Here is a 12,814-nt window from a genome sequence, read left to right as displayed (position 1 = left end):
CGCGTGTCGCGCGGCAGGGCGGCGGGGCCGTGTACGGGGGAAGCGGGGACTGCGCTTTCGGGCAGCCGACGGGTGCCGGGCGCGCTGCGGGCGGGGGGTTTCCCGCAGCGCGCCCGGGAACCGAGCGGAGCGTCAGATCAGCCCGTTGCGCAGCGCGTAGCCGACCGCGTGGGCCCGGTTGCGCAGTTGCAGCCGGGTGGTGATCTCATGCAGCACGTTCTTGACGGTCCGCTCGGAGTACGCGGTCTTCTGCGCTATCTCGGCGGTGTCGAAACCTTCCGCCACCAGGCGCAGCATGTCCGCCTCGCGCGCGGTCAGCGTGGACAGGGTCAGTCCGCGCGGGTCGAGCGCCGAGCGCTGCAGGCCTCCCACATGGGTCAGCAGCTTGCCGAGCAGGTCGCCCGGAAGCACGCCCTCGCCCTTCGCCATCGCGAGCACCAGGTGCAGCAGCCGGTCCTGGTCCGCCTCGGAGCGCCGCAGCACCGCCGCGACACCGCACTCTATGACCCGCTGCAGCGCCGCCGACTCGAACGTGCCGACCACGAGCCCGGTCCGGGTGCGGGGATTGCGCTGCAACCGTTGCAGCAGGGCTATGACTTCGTCGTCGACGGCGTCGACGACCACGAGCGACGTATGTGCCCGCTCCGCCTCGGCCTCGTCGACCAGATCCACCTCGGGGCGCTGTCGCAGTTGCTGGACGACACCGATGCGCAGCACCAGGTCCTGGGCGTAGACGGCGACGGACACCCGGTGCGAGCGGCCCTCGGGCGCTGCTCGGTGTCTGGTCGCGGCAGGATCGGTCGCGCGTGGTGTTCGGGCGGTCATGAGCGGGTTCTCCTTCACGGAGCCGGACATACTGAGTACCTGTTTCACGACGAGAAGAGCGGAGAGGGACGTAACAGGCCAAGGAGGCGCGCGGAACGGGTGATACCGCTCGGACGGTGGAGCACGCGCCGTAGCGGATATGTTCAACAGGCGTGCCGATCAGCAGAGTTGACTTTGACCGCTGGGGGCACGCCGACTGCCCGGGTGTTGCCCTCGCACCTCTCGTGATGCTCCGGCTCCGGCTCTACGGTCGTCGCGTGACGCCATCTGCAGCCTCTTCCGGTCCCGGAGCCCCCGGTCTCGACATCGCCGCCGTGACGGTGACGCCGGGCGGTACCGCCTCCACCAGTCTGACCGTCCGCAACGACAGCGACATCGTCGAGGCGTACACCTTGGAGGTCGTGGGCGACTGTGCGGCCTGGACCACCGTGGAACCCGCGCGGGTCTCGCTCTACCCCGGCACCTCCGAGACGGTGACGATCCGCCTCGCCCCGCCGCGCTCCCCGGAGGTCCGTGCGGGCGATGTGCCGCTGGGTGTCCGGGTGTTGCCGGCCGAGCACCCCGAATCGGTCACGGTGCCCGAGACCACGGTGCACATCGAGGCGTTCCACGAGCTGCGCACCGAGGTGCTCCCGCGCCGTCGACGCGGCTGGCTGCGGGGCCGCTACCGGCTGGCCGTCCGTAACGAGGGCAACACTCCGGCCCAGGTGTCCTTCACGCCGGAACAGGCCGGGGAGGAGCTGAAGTTCAGCTTCACTCCCGGTCAACTGGCCCTTGAGCCCGGCGAATCGGCGGAGACCAGTCTGCGGGTGCGCACCGGCAAACCGGTCTGGTTCGGCAAGCCGGTGGTCTGGCCATTCACCGTGCGTGCCACCGACGCAGTGGAGCAGGAGGAGGCCGAGCGGCCCGGAGCCCTCGTACGTCCGCCGCTCGAGGCGGAGTTCGTCCAGATCCCGATCTTCCCCAAGTGGCTGCTGGCGCTGCTTGCCGCGCTCATCGCCCTGCTCCTGGCCTGGTTCGCGCTGGTCCGCCCGGCGGTGCGCAGCGCCGCCAAGCAGGCGGCCAACGAGGTGGTCCAGCCTCGCCCGACACCCGGCGGCAGTCAGAACGGGCAGTCCCCCGGCACCGGTTCGGGCAAGGGCTCCGGATCCCCGCAGGGCGGCCAGGGCGCGAACCCGGCAGGGGGCACCGGCGGTGACAACCCCGGCGGCACGGGGTCCGGGGCCGGGCAGCAGAGTTCGACCACCATCGACGTACAGACGTCCGGCGGGGGGGACAAGACGGGGACCTATGTGGTCCCGAAGGGCAAGATCTTCGGCATCACGGACATCGTCGTCGCCAACTTCCAGGGCGACGAGGGGGTCTTGACCATCACGTTCGGCGACCGGAAGATCACCACGATCGCACTGGAGACCTTCCGCAACCAGGACTACCACTGGGTCACCCCCATCAAGATCCCCGAGGACGCCACCGTCACCATGAACGTGACCTGCGCGAAGCCGGGGACACCGGCAACCGGCAGGCAGGCGACGCAGTGTCATGAGGTCCTGAATGTCAGTGGCGTGCTCAGCGACGTCACGCGGTGAGGTGGTTCCTCCTGACATCGTTCGCCCCATGTGGCCATAGGGGAAGAGGTGACTGTCAGCTCGGCCGAAAACCGACACGACAGCGGATGTGACGTGCATGTTTCCTGCGTCTGCTCCGTGCCCCGGAATCAAGCCCTCCGTGCGCATACGGGTGTAGCGCCGGAAGTGGCGTGCACGGCAGTGGAATTGGCCGGTTTACGCTTCGCCGTCCTGCGCACGCAGGACGGCGAACGCCTCTTCCAGCAGCGTGCGGAAGTCCTCCAGTGCGGGTGAACCGGCCTCCCCGTCGCCCCGGGCGTGGTCCCGTGTGTGGATCAGCAGGGCGCTGCGCACGGCGGCCACGGAGGCCCGGGCCAGCACCGAGGCGCGCAGATCCCGTCGGCAGGGCGGCTCTTGGGGGGCGAAAGCGGCCAGGCGCTCGGTGAGGGCCGCGGCGATGCCGTCCTCGAAATCGGTCAGGACATGGGTGCGCCGGGTCTGGCCGGTCAGAGCGCGGGGCGGTGCGCCGACGAAGAGGATGGCGAGACCGCCGTCGATCCCGGCCGCGGCCGCGAGCAGGCTGTTGAGTACGGCGGTCAGGGGCGGCTCGCCGGGTGGCCGGCGCGGGATCTCCTGTCGCACCAGCGGTACGAAGTCGAGGATCTCGGCGAAGACGAGGTCTTCCTTCGAGGGGAAGTAGCGGAAGAACGTGCGCTCGGTGACACCGGCGGCCGCCGCAATGTCCTTGACCGTCGTCTCCTGGTAGCCGCGCTCGGCGAACATCCGGGTCGCCGTCTGGAGCAGGGTCCTGCGGGTGGCGGCCTTCTTCCGGTCCCGCCGCCCCGGTTCGGTCTCCCGTGTCACCTGCTCGCTCACGGCACTCATCCTGCCATGGCGCATCTGTGACACCAGATTTGGCATGAGCATGAAAAGTGTCAGTCATGACAGTTTATGTATCGTGTCAGTCATGACACTTTTGGCGTCCGGTCCTCCCATGGGCCCGAAACCGCCAGGAGTCCCCACAAGGAGCACCCTTCATGGCTTCCCTGCTCTACCGGCTCGGCCGTGGTGCCGTCCGGCACCGACGGGCGGTGCTCGCCGCCTGGCTGCTGGTGCTGGCCGCGGTGGTCACCTGCGTGATCGCACTCGGCGGCACGACCGACGACGAGTTCACCGTCCCGGGCTCGCAGGCCCAGAGCGCGATGGACACCCTCAAGCGCGAACTGCCCCCGGCCGCGGGCACCAGTGCCCAGATCGTCTTCGGCGCGCCCCGGGGTCACACCGTCACCGAACCGCGGTACGCCGACGCGATCAGCGCGACCATGGCCGAGGCCGACAAGGCGCCACAGGTCGTCGGCGTCACGGACCCGGTGCGCAGCAAGCTGATATCCCCGGACCGCACGACGGCGCTCGGTCAGGTCCGCTACCAGGTCGACCGGGCCGGCCTGCACGGCGACAGCCTGTCCGCGCTGGAGCGGACCACGCGCACCGCCAAGGACTGCGGACTCACGGTCGAGGTAGGCGGATCCGCCTACGGCAGCAGCAAGAGCACCGGGCACACCAAGGAACTCATGGGCGTGGCCGTCGCTCTCGTCGTCCTCACGATCACCTTCGGCTCGCTGTTCGCCGCGGGCATGCCCCTGCTGACGGCCGTCACCGGGGTGGCCGTCACCCTGCTGGGCCTGTCGGCGCTGACCGGGGCCCTGACCATCTCCAGCACCGCGCCCTCGCTGGCCTCGATGCTGGGCCTGGCGGTCGGCATCGACTACGCGCTGTTCATCCTCTCCCGGCACCGCTCCCAGCTCGCCACCGGCATGGACAGCGAGGAGTCGGCGGCCCGGGCCACCGCGACCGCCGGCAGCGCGGTCGTCTTCGCCGGCCTGACCGTGATCATCGCGCTGTGCGGACTGGCCGTCGTAGGCATCCCGTTCCTCACCGTCATGGGGGTGGCCGGAGCCGCCGCCGTCCTCGTCGCGGTGGGTGTGTCCACCACGGTCCTGCCGGCCCTGATGGGGTTCGCGGGCGAGCGGCTGCGGCCGAAACCGGGCTCCCGTGCCGCCCGCCGCGAGCGGGTCGCCCACGGCGGCGAGTCCAGCACCCTGGGCGAACGCTGGGGCAGGATCGCCGTACGCCGCCCCCTGCTCACCCTTGCGGCCGTACTGATCGGCCTGCTGACCCTCGCCCTTCCTGCCCGCGACCTGCACCTGGCGCTGCCCGACAACGGCTCCGCCCCGGCGGCCAGCGGCCAGCGCCAGGCGTACGACACCGTCGCGCAGAAGTTCGGTCCCGGCTTCAACGGGCCGCTCCTCGTCCTTGCGGACACCTCGCACGCCGACAGCTCTCAGCAGGCCACGGCCGCCCTGGTACGGGATCTGAAGGCCACCGACGGTGTCGCCACGGTGGGCGCGCCACAGCTCCTGAGGCACGCGAACGGCGCCGTCATCCAGGTTGTGCCCAGGACGGGCCCCTCCGACGAGCGGACCAGGAGCCTCGTCGAGCGCATCCGTGACGAGGCACCCGACTGGCGCGAGCAGACCGGGGCCGAGGTGTCGGTCACGGGCACGACCGCCGTGAACATCGACGTCTCCGACCGGCTGGCCGGCTCGCTCGCCCCGTTCGCCCTGGTCGTGGTCGGCCTGTCGTTGGTGTTGCTGCTGCTCGTCCTCCGCTCGGTGGTGGTGCCGTTGAAGGCCGGCCTCGGCTTCCTGCTCTCGGTGGCGGCCACGTTCGGCGCGGTCGTGGCCGTGTTCGAGTGGGGGTGGCTCGCGAACGCGCTGGGCGTCACCCAGACCGGGCCGGTCGTCAGCATCCTGCCCATCCTGGTGATGGCGGTGCTGTTCGGACTCGCCATGGACTACGAGATGTTCATGGTCAGCCGCATGCGTGAGGCGTACGTCCACGGTGCCGGACCCCGCGAGGCGGTCCTGGCCGGCTCCCGCCACGCCTCCCGGGTGGTGACCGCCGCCGCGCTGATCATGTTCGCGGTGTTCGCGAGCTTCGTGCCCGGTGGCAGCACCATGCTCAAGCCGATCGCCTTCGCCCTCGCGGCCGGTGTCCTCATCGACGCCTTCGTGGTCCGCATGACGCTGGTCCCGGCGGTCCTCGCCCTCGTGGGCCGCGCCGGCTGGTGGCTGCCCCGGTGGCTCGACCGCCTGCTGCCCGACCTCGACGTCGAGGGGGAACGGCTCGCCGAGCGCCCCTTCCCCACAGCACCGATGCCCCCCGTGTCCACGGGGGCACCCTGACCGCAGGCCTTCTGCCGGGGTCTCACCGCACCCGGTGGGGCCCCGGCCGGGGCGGGCCATCGCTCCGCCGCCCCCGCGGGCCGGCCCGTCACCGCCGCCGGCCGAACCGCTGCGACAGCCGGCTGCCGACCAGCGGCACGGCCGCGCCGAGGACGACGCCGTAGCAGGCCACCAGTGCGCGGCCGTCCTCCTGCGCCGGCCACCTCCCGGGGCCGGCCGCGGGCACGCGCACGGCCGGACTTGCGTGGATCGTCGTCCAGCGCGTCCGTCACCCTCGACCGGCACAGCTGGATCGCCACTGAGCCGACGGCCACCGCGGGGACCGCGACCGCCGTGTACGGCACCGGTCGCCGGCGTACCGTGTCCACGCCGATCAGCAGCACACCTGCCTTGAACGTCGGCACCACCGCAGACCCGGGTGGCGGTTCGGGGCCTGGGCCACCCCGGCCACCAGGCGCTGACCGCATGAGGGAAAATGGTTGCCTAGAGAAACCACAAGGATCGTGTGAAAGGTCCTCCATGCCGCACCTCACCATCGACTACTCCTCCCACCTGACCGGCACCTTCGACCCGGCCGACCTGGTCAAGGAGCTGCACCCGCTCGTGGTCGAGGAGTCCGGCACCACAGGTGTGTGCAAAACGCTGCTGCGCCCGGCCGAGACGTACGTCGGCGACCGGCGGAGCGGGGAGGCGGCCTTCGTGCACGTGGAAGTGGGGTTGATGCCCGGCCGCCCGGAGGCGCTCAAGGCCCGGCTGTCCGAGGGGGTCCTGGCGCTGCTGGAGAAGCACCTGCGCGTTGCGGGCGTCCCCGCGGAGGCGGTCCTCTCGGTGGAGGTACGGGACCTCGCGGGCTCCTACCGGCTGTCGCCGTCCGTGCGCTGAGCCCCCGCCGGCCGAGGTGGGCCGCGCCGACCGCGACGGGCGCGCCCGAATTCGCTTGAGCGCTCATCCGGTGCCGCACTACGTTGCCCTGGTGGATCTCTTCTCACCTGCCTGGACGGCGTTGCGTACGGCGGCCGCCGGGCTGCCGGACGAGGACTTCGAGCGGCCGTCCGGGTGTGCCGGCCGGCTGGTGCGGGATCTGGTGTGCCATCCGGTCATCGACGCCCAGGACGTGCTCGTCACCCTGGCCACGCCCGCGACGGGTGAGCCGACCGTGGACGCGGTCACCTACTGGCACCTCGTCGAACCCCCGACCGGCGAGGACCCGTTGGACGCGCTGGTTCCCCGGCTGGCCGCCGCCTACGGTGAGCCGCGGTGGCTCGAGTTCCACCTGTACGACGTCGGTTCCGCCGCCGGCCGCGCCGCCGGGCTCGCCGATCCGGCCGCCTGTGCCGACACCCGTGGCGAGGTGCTGAGCGTCCGTGACTACCTGTCCGCCTACGTCGTCGAACGGACGCTGCACCAGCTCGACCTGATCGCGCATGTGCCGTCGGCCCCCGAGCCGCCCGCCGAGACGCTCGCGGCGGCACGCGCATTGCTGGAGAAGATCGCAGGAGCCGCCTTCCCCGCCGCGCTCCCCGAGAGCGACGCACCGCTGATCGGCACCGGACGGCGTCCGCCGACCGGAGCGGAACGGGACCTGCTGGGGATCTCGCCGCGAGGCTCCCCTTCGTTCTCGGCTGAGCAGGTCTTCGGACGTGGCTCAGCAGCCCCTTGCGTCCCCGGCGTCCGACACGCCCCGGGCGAAGGACACTTGATGAGATGAATGCCGTACCAGGTCACTACCATGTGGCCCCGACACAACCAGTCGACCGGAACGCCCAGTGCGTTCCGGTCGGGGTCGCCGATGCCAGGGACCGCTCCCCGGGCTGCGGTGATCTTCCTGCCCAGGAGGACCTTCCGCATGTTCCGACGTATTGGCAACACCGTCGTCCGACATCCCGTCTGGACGATCGTGGCATGGCTGTTAGCCGCAGTGGCGATCGTCGCCACTGCTCCGGGTCTGCCCTCGAACAGTGACGAGAGCAGCTTTCTGCCCAAGAGTTACGAATCCATCAAAGCGGCCGACATACAGGAGAAGGCGTTCCCCAGCGCCTTCACCCCGTCGGCGATCGCGCTGTACCAGCGCACCGACGGCGGCAGGCTGACCGCCGCCGACCGGAAGGACATCGCCCGGATCACCACCGAGCTGGGCAACAAGCACATCGACCAGGTGCAGAAGGTCGTCCCCGGCCCGCCGTCGAAGGACGGCAAGTACGCCATGACCCTGGTCCAGATGGACAGCAAGAACGCCGGTCAGCCCAAACAGGCCGACGCCGCCAAGGTGTTGCGCGACGACGTCAAGCAACTGGCCGGGGGCACGCATCTCGACGTCAAGCTCGGCGGCTCCGCCGCGCAGGCCCTCGACCAACAGGACTCGTCCAAGCGAGGTCAGGCGCTGATCGGGATCGGCACCTTCGCGATCATCCTGGTCACTCTGCTGATCATATTCCGGGCGCCGATCCTGGCCGTCCTGCCGCTGGTGCTCATCGGCCTGGTCGCGGCCATCGCCAACGGGTTGATCGCGTACGCCACCAAGTTGTTCGACCTCCAGGCCAACAGTTCGGTCTCGTCGATCCTGATCGTCGTGCTCTTCGGCGTGGGTACGGACTACTTCCTGTTCCTGATGTTCCGCTACCGCGAACGCCTGCGCGCCGGTGACGAGCCCAAGCAGGCCATGATCAACGCGGTCGGACGGGTCGGCGAGGCCATCGCCTCGGCCGCCGGTGCCGTCATCATCGCCTTCCTGGCGCTGGTGCTGTCCACGCTGGGCTTCCTCAAGCAGATGGGCCCTGCGCTCGCCATCGCGGTCGGCGCCACCCTGGTCGCCGGTCTCACCCTGATCCCGGCCGTGGTCTCGCTCATCGGGCCGAAGGTCTTCTGGCCGTCGAAGTCCTGGCAGCGGGAGCCGGACAACGCCCGGTTCGCGGCCCTCGGCCGTGGTGTGCAGCGGCGCCCGGCGCTGACCGCCGCGGTCTCCGGGATTGTCCTGGTCGTGCTGTCGCTGGGCACCCTCGGCTACAAGGCCACCTTCGACCTCGCGTCGGGCTCCATGCCCAAGACCAAGGAGTCCATGGTCGTCCAGGACCAGATGCAGCACGCGTACTCGGCGGGCGCCGCCGCACCCACCGACGTCTACCTGTCGAGCACCGACGGCAAACCGCTCGACAAGTCGGCCTTCACCACGTACGCGCAGAAGCTCGGCGCCGTGGACGGGGTCGCGAACGCCCGTATGACCCAGGTGAACCGGGACGGCACCACCGCCGACTTCACCGTCACGCTCAAGTACGAGGCGTCGACGGACAAGGCGATCGACGCGGTGGGCAGGGTGCGTGGCGTGGCCCATACCGATGCCCCTCAGGGCACCAAGGCCGTCGTCGGTGGCATGTCCTCGATCTACAAGGACATCAACACCGCGGTGAACCACGACTACAGGACGGTCTTCCCGGTCGCGGCCGCCCTCATCATGATCATCCTGGGCCTGCTGCTGCGCAGCGTGGTCGCCCCCTGGTACCTGATCGCCTCGGTGGGCCTCGGCTTCGGTGCCACCCTCGGCGCCACCGTGTGGATCTTCCAGCAGGGGGAGGGGCACTCGGGGCTGATGTTCATGCTCCCGGTGATCATGTATCTGTTCGTGGTCGCCATCGGTACCGACTACAACATCCTCATGATCGCCCGGCTCCGCGAGGAGGCCCGTGAGGGCCGCGATCCGCGCGAGGCGGCCGGTATGGCGCTCAGGCACGCCGGACCGACCGTCGCCGCGGCCGGCTTCATCCTGGCGGCGACCTTCGCCACGATGATGCTGGCGGGCAACTCGCTGCTCACGGAGATGGGTTTCGCTGTCTCCTTCGGCATCATCGTCGCCGCCTTCGTCATGGCGATGTTCTTCACCCCGAGCCTGACCGCGCTGATCGGCCACGCTGCGTGGTGGCCCGGCCACGGGGACCGGGTCGAGGAGCCGGCGGCCGGCCCGGCCACCGGTGGCTACGGAGTCGCCGGTCCGGGCCAGGACACCCGCGCCCACGATCCGGCGGGGCGCCGCAACTAGCCGCACCGTGAGGGGGGAGTCCTGCCGGGCCGTACCAGCCCGGCAGGACTCCCCCTCTTCGTGCCCGGGGCGCTGTGGGCGGCGGCCCCTTGGGCGAGGACGCCCTGCCCGGAACGCGGAGGAGTCCTTGGCCCGTCAGGGCGCAGTGTCAGCGGCGTCCGTGGTGCGGGTCCGGCAGCCGGTGGGTCATGAAGGGCCTGCTGGTGGTGAACTCACGGAATCTCAGGGCTGCTTCGGAGAGGTACGTGTCGCGGCTCCACACCAGGGAGAGCGTACGAGAGCAGTCGGGTGCGTCCACGCGCACCCAGCCGACCGGGACCAGGCTCTGCGTGCCGAGCCGGCGGGACATCGCCGGGATCAGCCCGATGCCGAGCCCGGCGCTGATCATGTCCTGGGTGGCGCCGGGCTCGTCGCCCTCGCAGGACAGCGTGGGAGTCAGCCCCTCGGCCGCGAACAGCCGGTCGAGCAGGGTCCGTTGCCAGTTGCCGGGGCGCGTGGTGACGAACGGCTCGTCGACGAGTTCGCGGATCGCCACGCGCTCGCGCCCGTCGAGCCGGTGCCCGAGCGGAACGGCGAGCAGCACCTCCTCACGGAGCAGCTCGACGGCGTCGAACTGCGGGCCGGCGAGCGGCTGTGAGGCGACGCAGAAGTCGACCTCGCCGGCCCGGAGCCGGCGCTCCATCTCCTCGGCGTCGGACTGGTGGAGGCGGACGTCGGCACGTGGATACGCGGCCCGGAAACTGCCGAGGAGATGGGTGATGGTCAGCAGGGTCTCGGAGGCCACGCCGACCCGGCCGAGCCCGGTGTCGCGCGCGTCGCCCAGCGCCCTGCGGCCGTCCTCGAGTTCGCTCAGGGCGCGGTCGACATGGCGCAGGAACATCGCGCCGTACGCGTTGAGCCGGATACGGCGCCCCTGCCGGTCGAAGAGCGGGCAGCCCAGCTCGCCTTCCAGCCGCGCGATGGTCCGGCTGAGCGAGGGCTGGGCGATCCGTAACTCCTCGGCGGCACGGCTGATGTGCTCGTACCGGGCGACGGTCTGGAAGTAGCGCAACTGAAGAAGATCCACGGCCCACCTCTGCTGATGCCTTCCGGGGCAGCATCACATGGCCGAGCCGTTCCCGGACCGCTCACCCGCACTGGTGTGGCCGACGACGCTCGGCCCTGGAAACCGCGTGAACCCTGTAGGCGTGCAACACCCCCGTGGGCCACGGAACAACCTTCCGTGCCGCCTGCTTGACGACTTCGTGGCGGTCGGGACCGAGCGGCGCGAACCCCGCCGCTCGGCGCGATCCGCCCGCACCGGCACCTCCGTACGATCGGCGCGTGACGATCACCTGCGCCTGGCGGGGCGACTTCGACGACGCGGCCCTCGAGGCCCTGCACGCCGACGGCTTCGGGCACCCCGCAGGCCCGGGCGGCCGGCGTGCGCGGCTGGAACGGCACAGCCTCGGCCGGGTCCGTGCCCGGCAGGACGGCGCGTTGGTCGGATTCGTCAACGTCGCCCGGGACGGCGCGGGGCACGCCTTCGTCCTGGACACGGTGGTCGCCCGGGGCCACCGGGGCCTGGGTATCGGCGCCGGGCTCGTCGCGGCGGCAGCCCAAGGGGCCCGCGCCGCCCGCTGCACATGGCTGCACGTCGACTTCGAGGACCACCTGGGTCCGTTCTACCTGGACGCCTGCGGATTCCGGCGGACGGCGGCCGGTCTGCTCGCCCTGTGAGGCCGCAGTTGCTTCGCCGTCACCAGCGCACCGCCGTCAAGTCGACGGGCCGGGGCTGCAGTTCGCGGGCTCGCAGGGTCAGCAGCCGTAGCCGCTCGGCCATGTCGTCGGCAGGAAGGTGCTGCCGGTCGCCGTGGCCCGGCAGCAGCCACTCGAACCGCAGCCGTCCGGCCGTCCGGTCCAGGGAGGCCGCCAGCTCACCGATGGAGTACCAGGTGACACTCTCGGCCACCTCGATGTCTCCCGTGCCGCGCGACCAGTAGAAGCTGTCGCCGCTGAAGCAGTACTGCTCGTCCGCGACGAAGACGACGCTGCCCCGGGTGTGCCCGGGCAGCGGATGGGCGATCACCCCGTCGGCGATCTCCGCCGGATCGGTGCCGTGCAGCACACGGTCGGCGTCGGGGGCCGCATCGAGGTCGCCCTCGTGGATCCACAGCCGGGCGCCGAGGCGGTCGGCGTACCGGCGGCCGTGTGCCGCATGGTCGCGGTGGGTGAGCAGGACGTCGGTCACGGGGCCCAACGCCTCGTAGTGCGCGGCCAGTTGTGTACTCCAACGAGGTGTGTCCACCAGCATCGCGGTGCCGTCGGGACGGCGCAGCAGGTAGGAGTTGGCCCCGGCGGTGTGCGGGGAGTTGTGCCCGCACAGGAGCACGGTGTCGTCCAGGGCCATCGGGAAGGGATCCAGTGCCGCGTCCAGCCGTCCGGCCGGCGGCCGGATCGAGCGGGTGGGACAGGCGTTCGCGGCGGCATGGAACCGGCGGACCTCGGTCTCGTCGCGAGGCTGGCGCAGGACGGCCGAGCGGCCGTCCACCTCACCGATCAGACCGGGGGCCAGCTGCCGGGCGACGTCGCAGTTCGTGCACCGCCCGTCCACGTACCAGCCGTCCTGTAAGCGTTCGTCGCTCATGGCTCGTTCCTCTCCACGGTGTGCCCGCCGACCGGCTGCTCACTCACCAGGGGTATCCCGCGCGATGCGGAAAGCGGAAGAGGGCCCCGGCCTTGCGCTCACGGCGGCGCGCTGCTCTCGTAGTCGGCCTGGGCCCACTGGGTGTTACCGCCGACAGTGACGTCCGTCCGGGCCGGCTCGCCCCGGAGAACCGCGTACCACCGGTCATTGCCTCGGAGGCCCTCCCGGACCTGTCCTGAGCCATAGGGGTCCGGGAGGCCGACCTCGGTCAGGGTGCCCCCGTACGTGACCGCAGACTCCACGACCGGCGCCCGCGCCGGAGCCCGGAGCACCTGCCGGCTCACCGCCCTTTTCGCCTCCGACGACCGGACGGCGCTCGGTGCGCTGCGCGCTGTCCAGGAGACCGGCCCGGTGAGCCACGACGGCATCGACGACATTCCCGAGGCCGCACACGTCCTGCCCCGCTGACCACCGTGCGCACCGACCGCGCAGAGACCGGCACCCCGTCCGCGCCCTGTATCGG

11 protein-coding genes and 1 pseudogene are annotated in these 12,814 nt (G+C 71.0%); 7 read left to right on the top strand and 5 right to left on the bottom strand.

Going from position 1 to position 12,814, the window contains the following annotated elements:
• Positions 1-132: 132 nt before the first annotated feature.
• On the bottom strand, positions 133-825 hold the full coding sequence (locus GQF42_RS04845) for a helix-turn-helix transcriptional regulator (protein WP_158917958.1): 693 nt from the start codon (positions 823-825) through the stop codon (positions 133-135).
• Between the two features lie 257 nt (positions 826-1,082).
• Here GQF42_RS04845 and GQF42_RS04840 point away from each other — a divergent pair, with 257 nt between their 5' ends.
• Entirely contained in the window at positions 1,083-2,411 is a 1,329-nt protein-coding gene (locus tag GQF42_RS04840) for a COG1470 family protein (protein ID WP_233273237.1), read from the top strand.
• Between the two features lie 195 nt (positions 2,412-2,606).
• Here GQF42_RS04840 and GQF42_RS04835 read toward each other — a convergent pair whose 3' ends face one another.
• Positions 2,607-3,266 carry a TetR/AcrR family transcriptional regulator gene (locus GQF42_RS04835; protein WP_199272572.1) on the bottom strand — a complete coding sequence of 220 codons (660 nt, stop codon included), beginning with the start codon at positions 3,264-3,266 and terminating at the stop codon, positions 2,607-2,609.
• A 161-nt stretch (positions 3,267-3,427) separates the two neighbouring features.
• Between GQF42_RS04835 and GQF42_RS04830 the strand changes: the two genes are divergently transcribed.
• Positions 3,428-5,635, top strand: a complete 2,208-nt coding sequence (locus GQF42_RS04830; RefSeq protein WP_158917955.1) for an MMPL family transporter — start codon at positions 3,428-3,430, stop codon at positions 5,633-5,635.
• Positions 5,636-5,723: 88 nt separating this feature from the next.
• Here GQF42_RS04830 and GQF42_RS04825 read toward each other — a convergent pair whose 3' ends face one another.
• Entirely contained in the window at positions 5,724-5,867 is a 144-nt protein-coding gene (locus GQF42_RS04825) for a hypothetical protein (protein WP_158917954.1), read from the bottom strand.
• A 287-nt stretch (positions 5,868-6,154) separates the two neighbouring features.
• On the opposite strand from GQF42_RS04825, the gene GQF42_RS04820 reads away from it, so the two are divergent.
• From GQF42_RS04820 to GQF42_RS04810, 3 genes and pseudogenes are all read left to right on the top strand, one after another.
• The gene (locus tag GQF42_RS04820; RefSeq protein ID WP_158917953.1) at positions 6,155-6,517 is read left to right on the top strand and encodes a 5-carboxymethyl-2-hydroxymuconate Delta-isomerase; all 363 of its coding nucleotides are present in this window, start codon (positions 6,155-6,157) and stop codon (positions 6,515-6,517) included.
• A gap of 91 nt (positions 6,518-6,608) precedes the next feature.
• Positions 6,609-7,261: pseudogene (locus tag GQF42_RS04815) on the top strand (maleylpyruvate isomerase N-terminal domain-containing protein).
• A gap of 220 nt (positions 7,262-7,481) precedes the next feature.
• Complete coding sequence (locus tag GQF42_RS04810; RefSeq protein WP_158917949.1) at positions 7,482-9,665, top strand: MMPL family transporter; 2,184 nt, start codon at positions 7,482-7,484, stop codon at positions 9,663-9,665.
• A gap of 148 nt (positions 9,666-9,813) precedes the next feature.
• Here the strand turns inward: GQF42_RS04810 and GQF42_RS04805 are convergent, their stop codons facing one another.
• Positions 9,814-10,731, bottom strand: coding sequence for a LysR family transcriptional regulator (locus GQF42_RS04805; RefSeq protein ID WP_158917947.1), 918 nt, complete (start codon positions 10,729-10,731; stop codon positions 9,814-9,816).
• A gap of 257 nt (positions 10,732-10,988) precedes the next feature.
• On the opposite strand from GQF42_RS04805, the gene GQF42_RS04800 reads away from it, so the two are divergent.
• Positions 10,989-11,384: a GNAT family N-acetyltransferase gene (locus GQF42_RS04800; RefSeq protein WP_158917945.1), complete on the top strand. Its 396-nt coding sequence runs from the start codon at positions 10,989-10,991 to the stop codon at positions 11,382-11,384.
• A 19-nt stretch (positions 11,385-11,403) separates the two neighbouring features.
• On the opposite strand, the gene GQF42_RS04795 is transcribed toward GQF42_RS04800, so the two are convergent.
• A complete protein-coding gene (locus tag GQF42_RS04795) occupies positions 11,404-12,291 on the bottom strand; it encodes a 4Fe-4S domain-containing protein (protein WP_158917943.1) in 888 nt (295 codons plus the stop codon).
• Between the two features lie 285 nt (positions 12,292-12,576).
• Between GQF42_RS04795 and GQF42_RS04790 the strand changes: the two genes are divergently transcribed.
• Positions 12,577-12,759: a type 1 periplasmic-binding domain-containing protein gene (locus tag GQF42_RS04790; protein WP_158917941.1), complete on the top strand. Its 183-nt coding sequence runs from the start codon at positions 12,577-12,579 to the stop codon at positions 12,757-12,759.
• The last annotated feature ends 55 nt before the right edge of the window (positions 12,760-12,814 follow it).

Source organism: Streptomyces broussonetiae (genome assembly GCF_009796285.1).
GTDB lineage: Bacteria > Actinomycetota > Actinomycetes > Streptomycetales > Streptomycetaceae > Streptomyces > Streptomyces broussonetiae.
The sequence above is the reverse complement of the archived record's forward strand: the minus strand, read 5'-3'. Positions and strand labels throughout refer to the sequence as shown.

Excerpts from the sequence above, each read along its gene's own strand:
- GQF42_RS04845 (WP_158917958.1), bottom strand. The coding sequence starts at position 825 with ATGACCGCCCGAACACCACGCGCGACCGATCCTGCCGCGACCAGACAC.
- GQF42_RS04795 (WP_158917943.1), bottom strand. The coding sequence starts at position 12,291 with ATGAGCGACGAACGCTTACAGGACGGCTGGTACGTGGACGGGCGGTGC.
- GQF42_RS04820 (WP_158917953.1), top strand. The coding sequence starts at position 6,155 with ATGCCGCACCTCACCATCGACTACTCCTCCCACCTGACCGGCACCTTC.
- GQF42_RS04830 (WP_158917955.1), top strand. The coding sequence starts at position 3,428 with ATGGCTTCCCTGCTCTACCGGCTCGGCCGTGGTGCCGTCCGGCACCGA.
- GQF42_RS04810 (WP_158917949.1), top strand. The coding sequence starts at position 7,482 with ATGTTCCGACGTATTGGCAACACCGTCGTCCGACATCCCGTCTGGACG.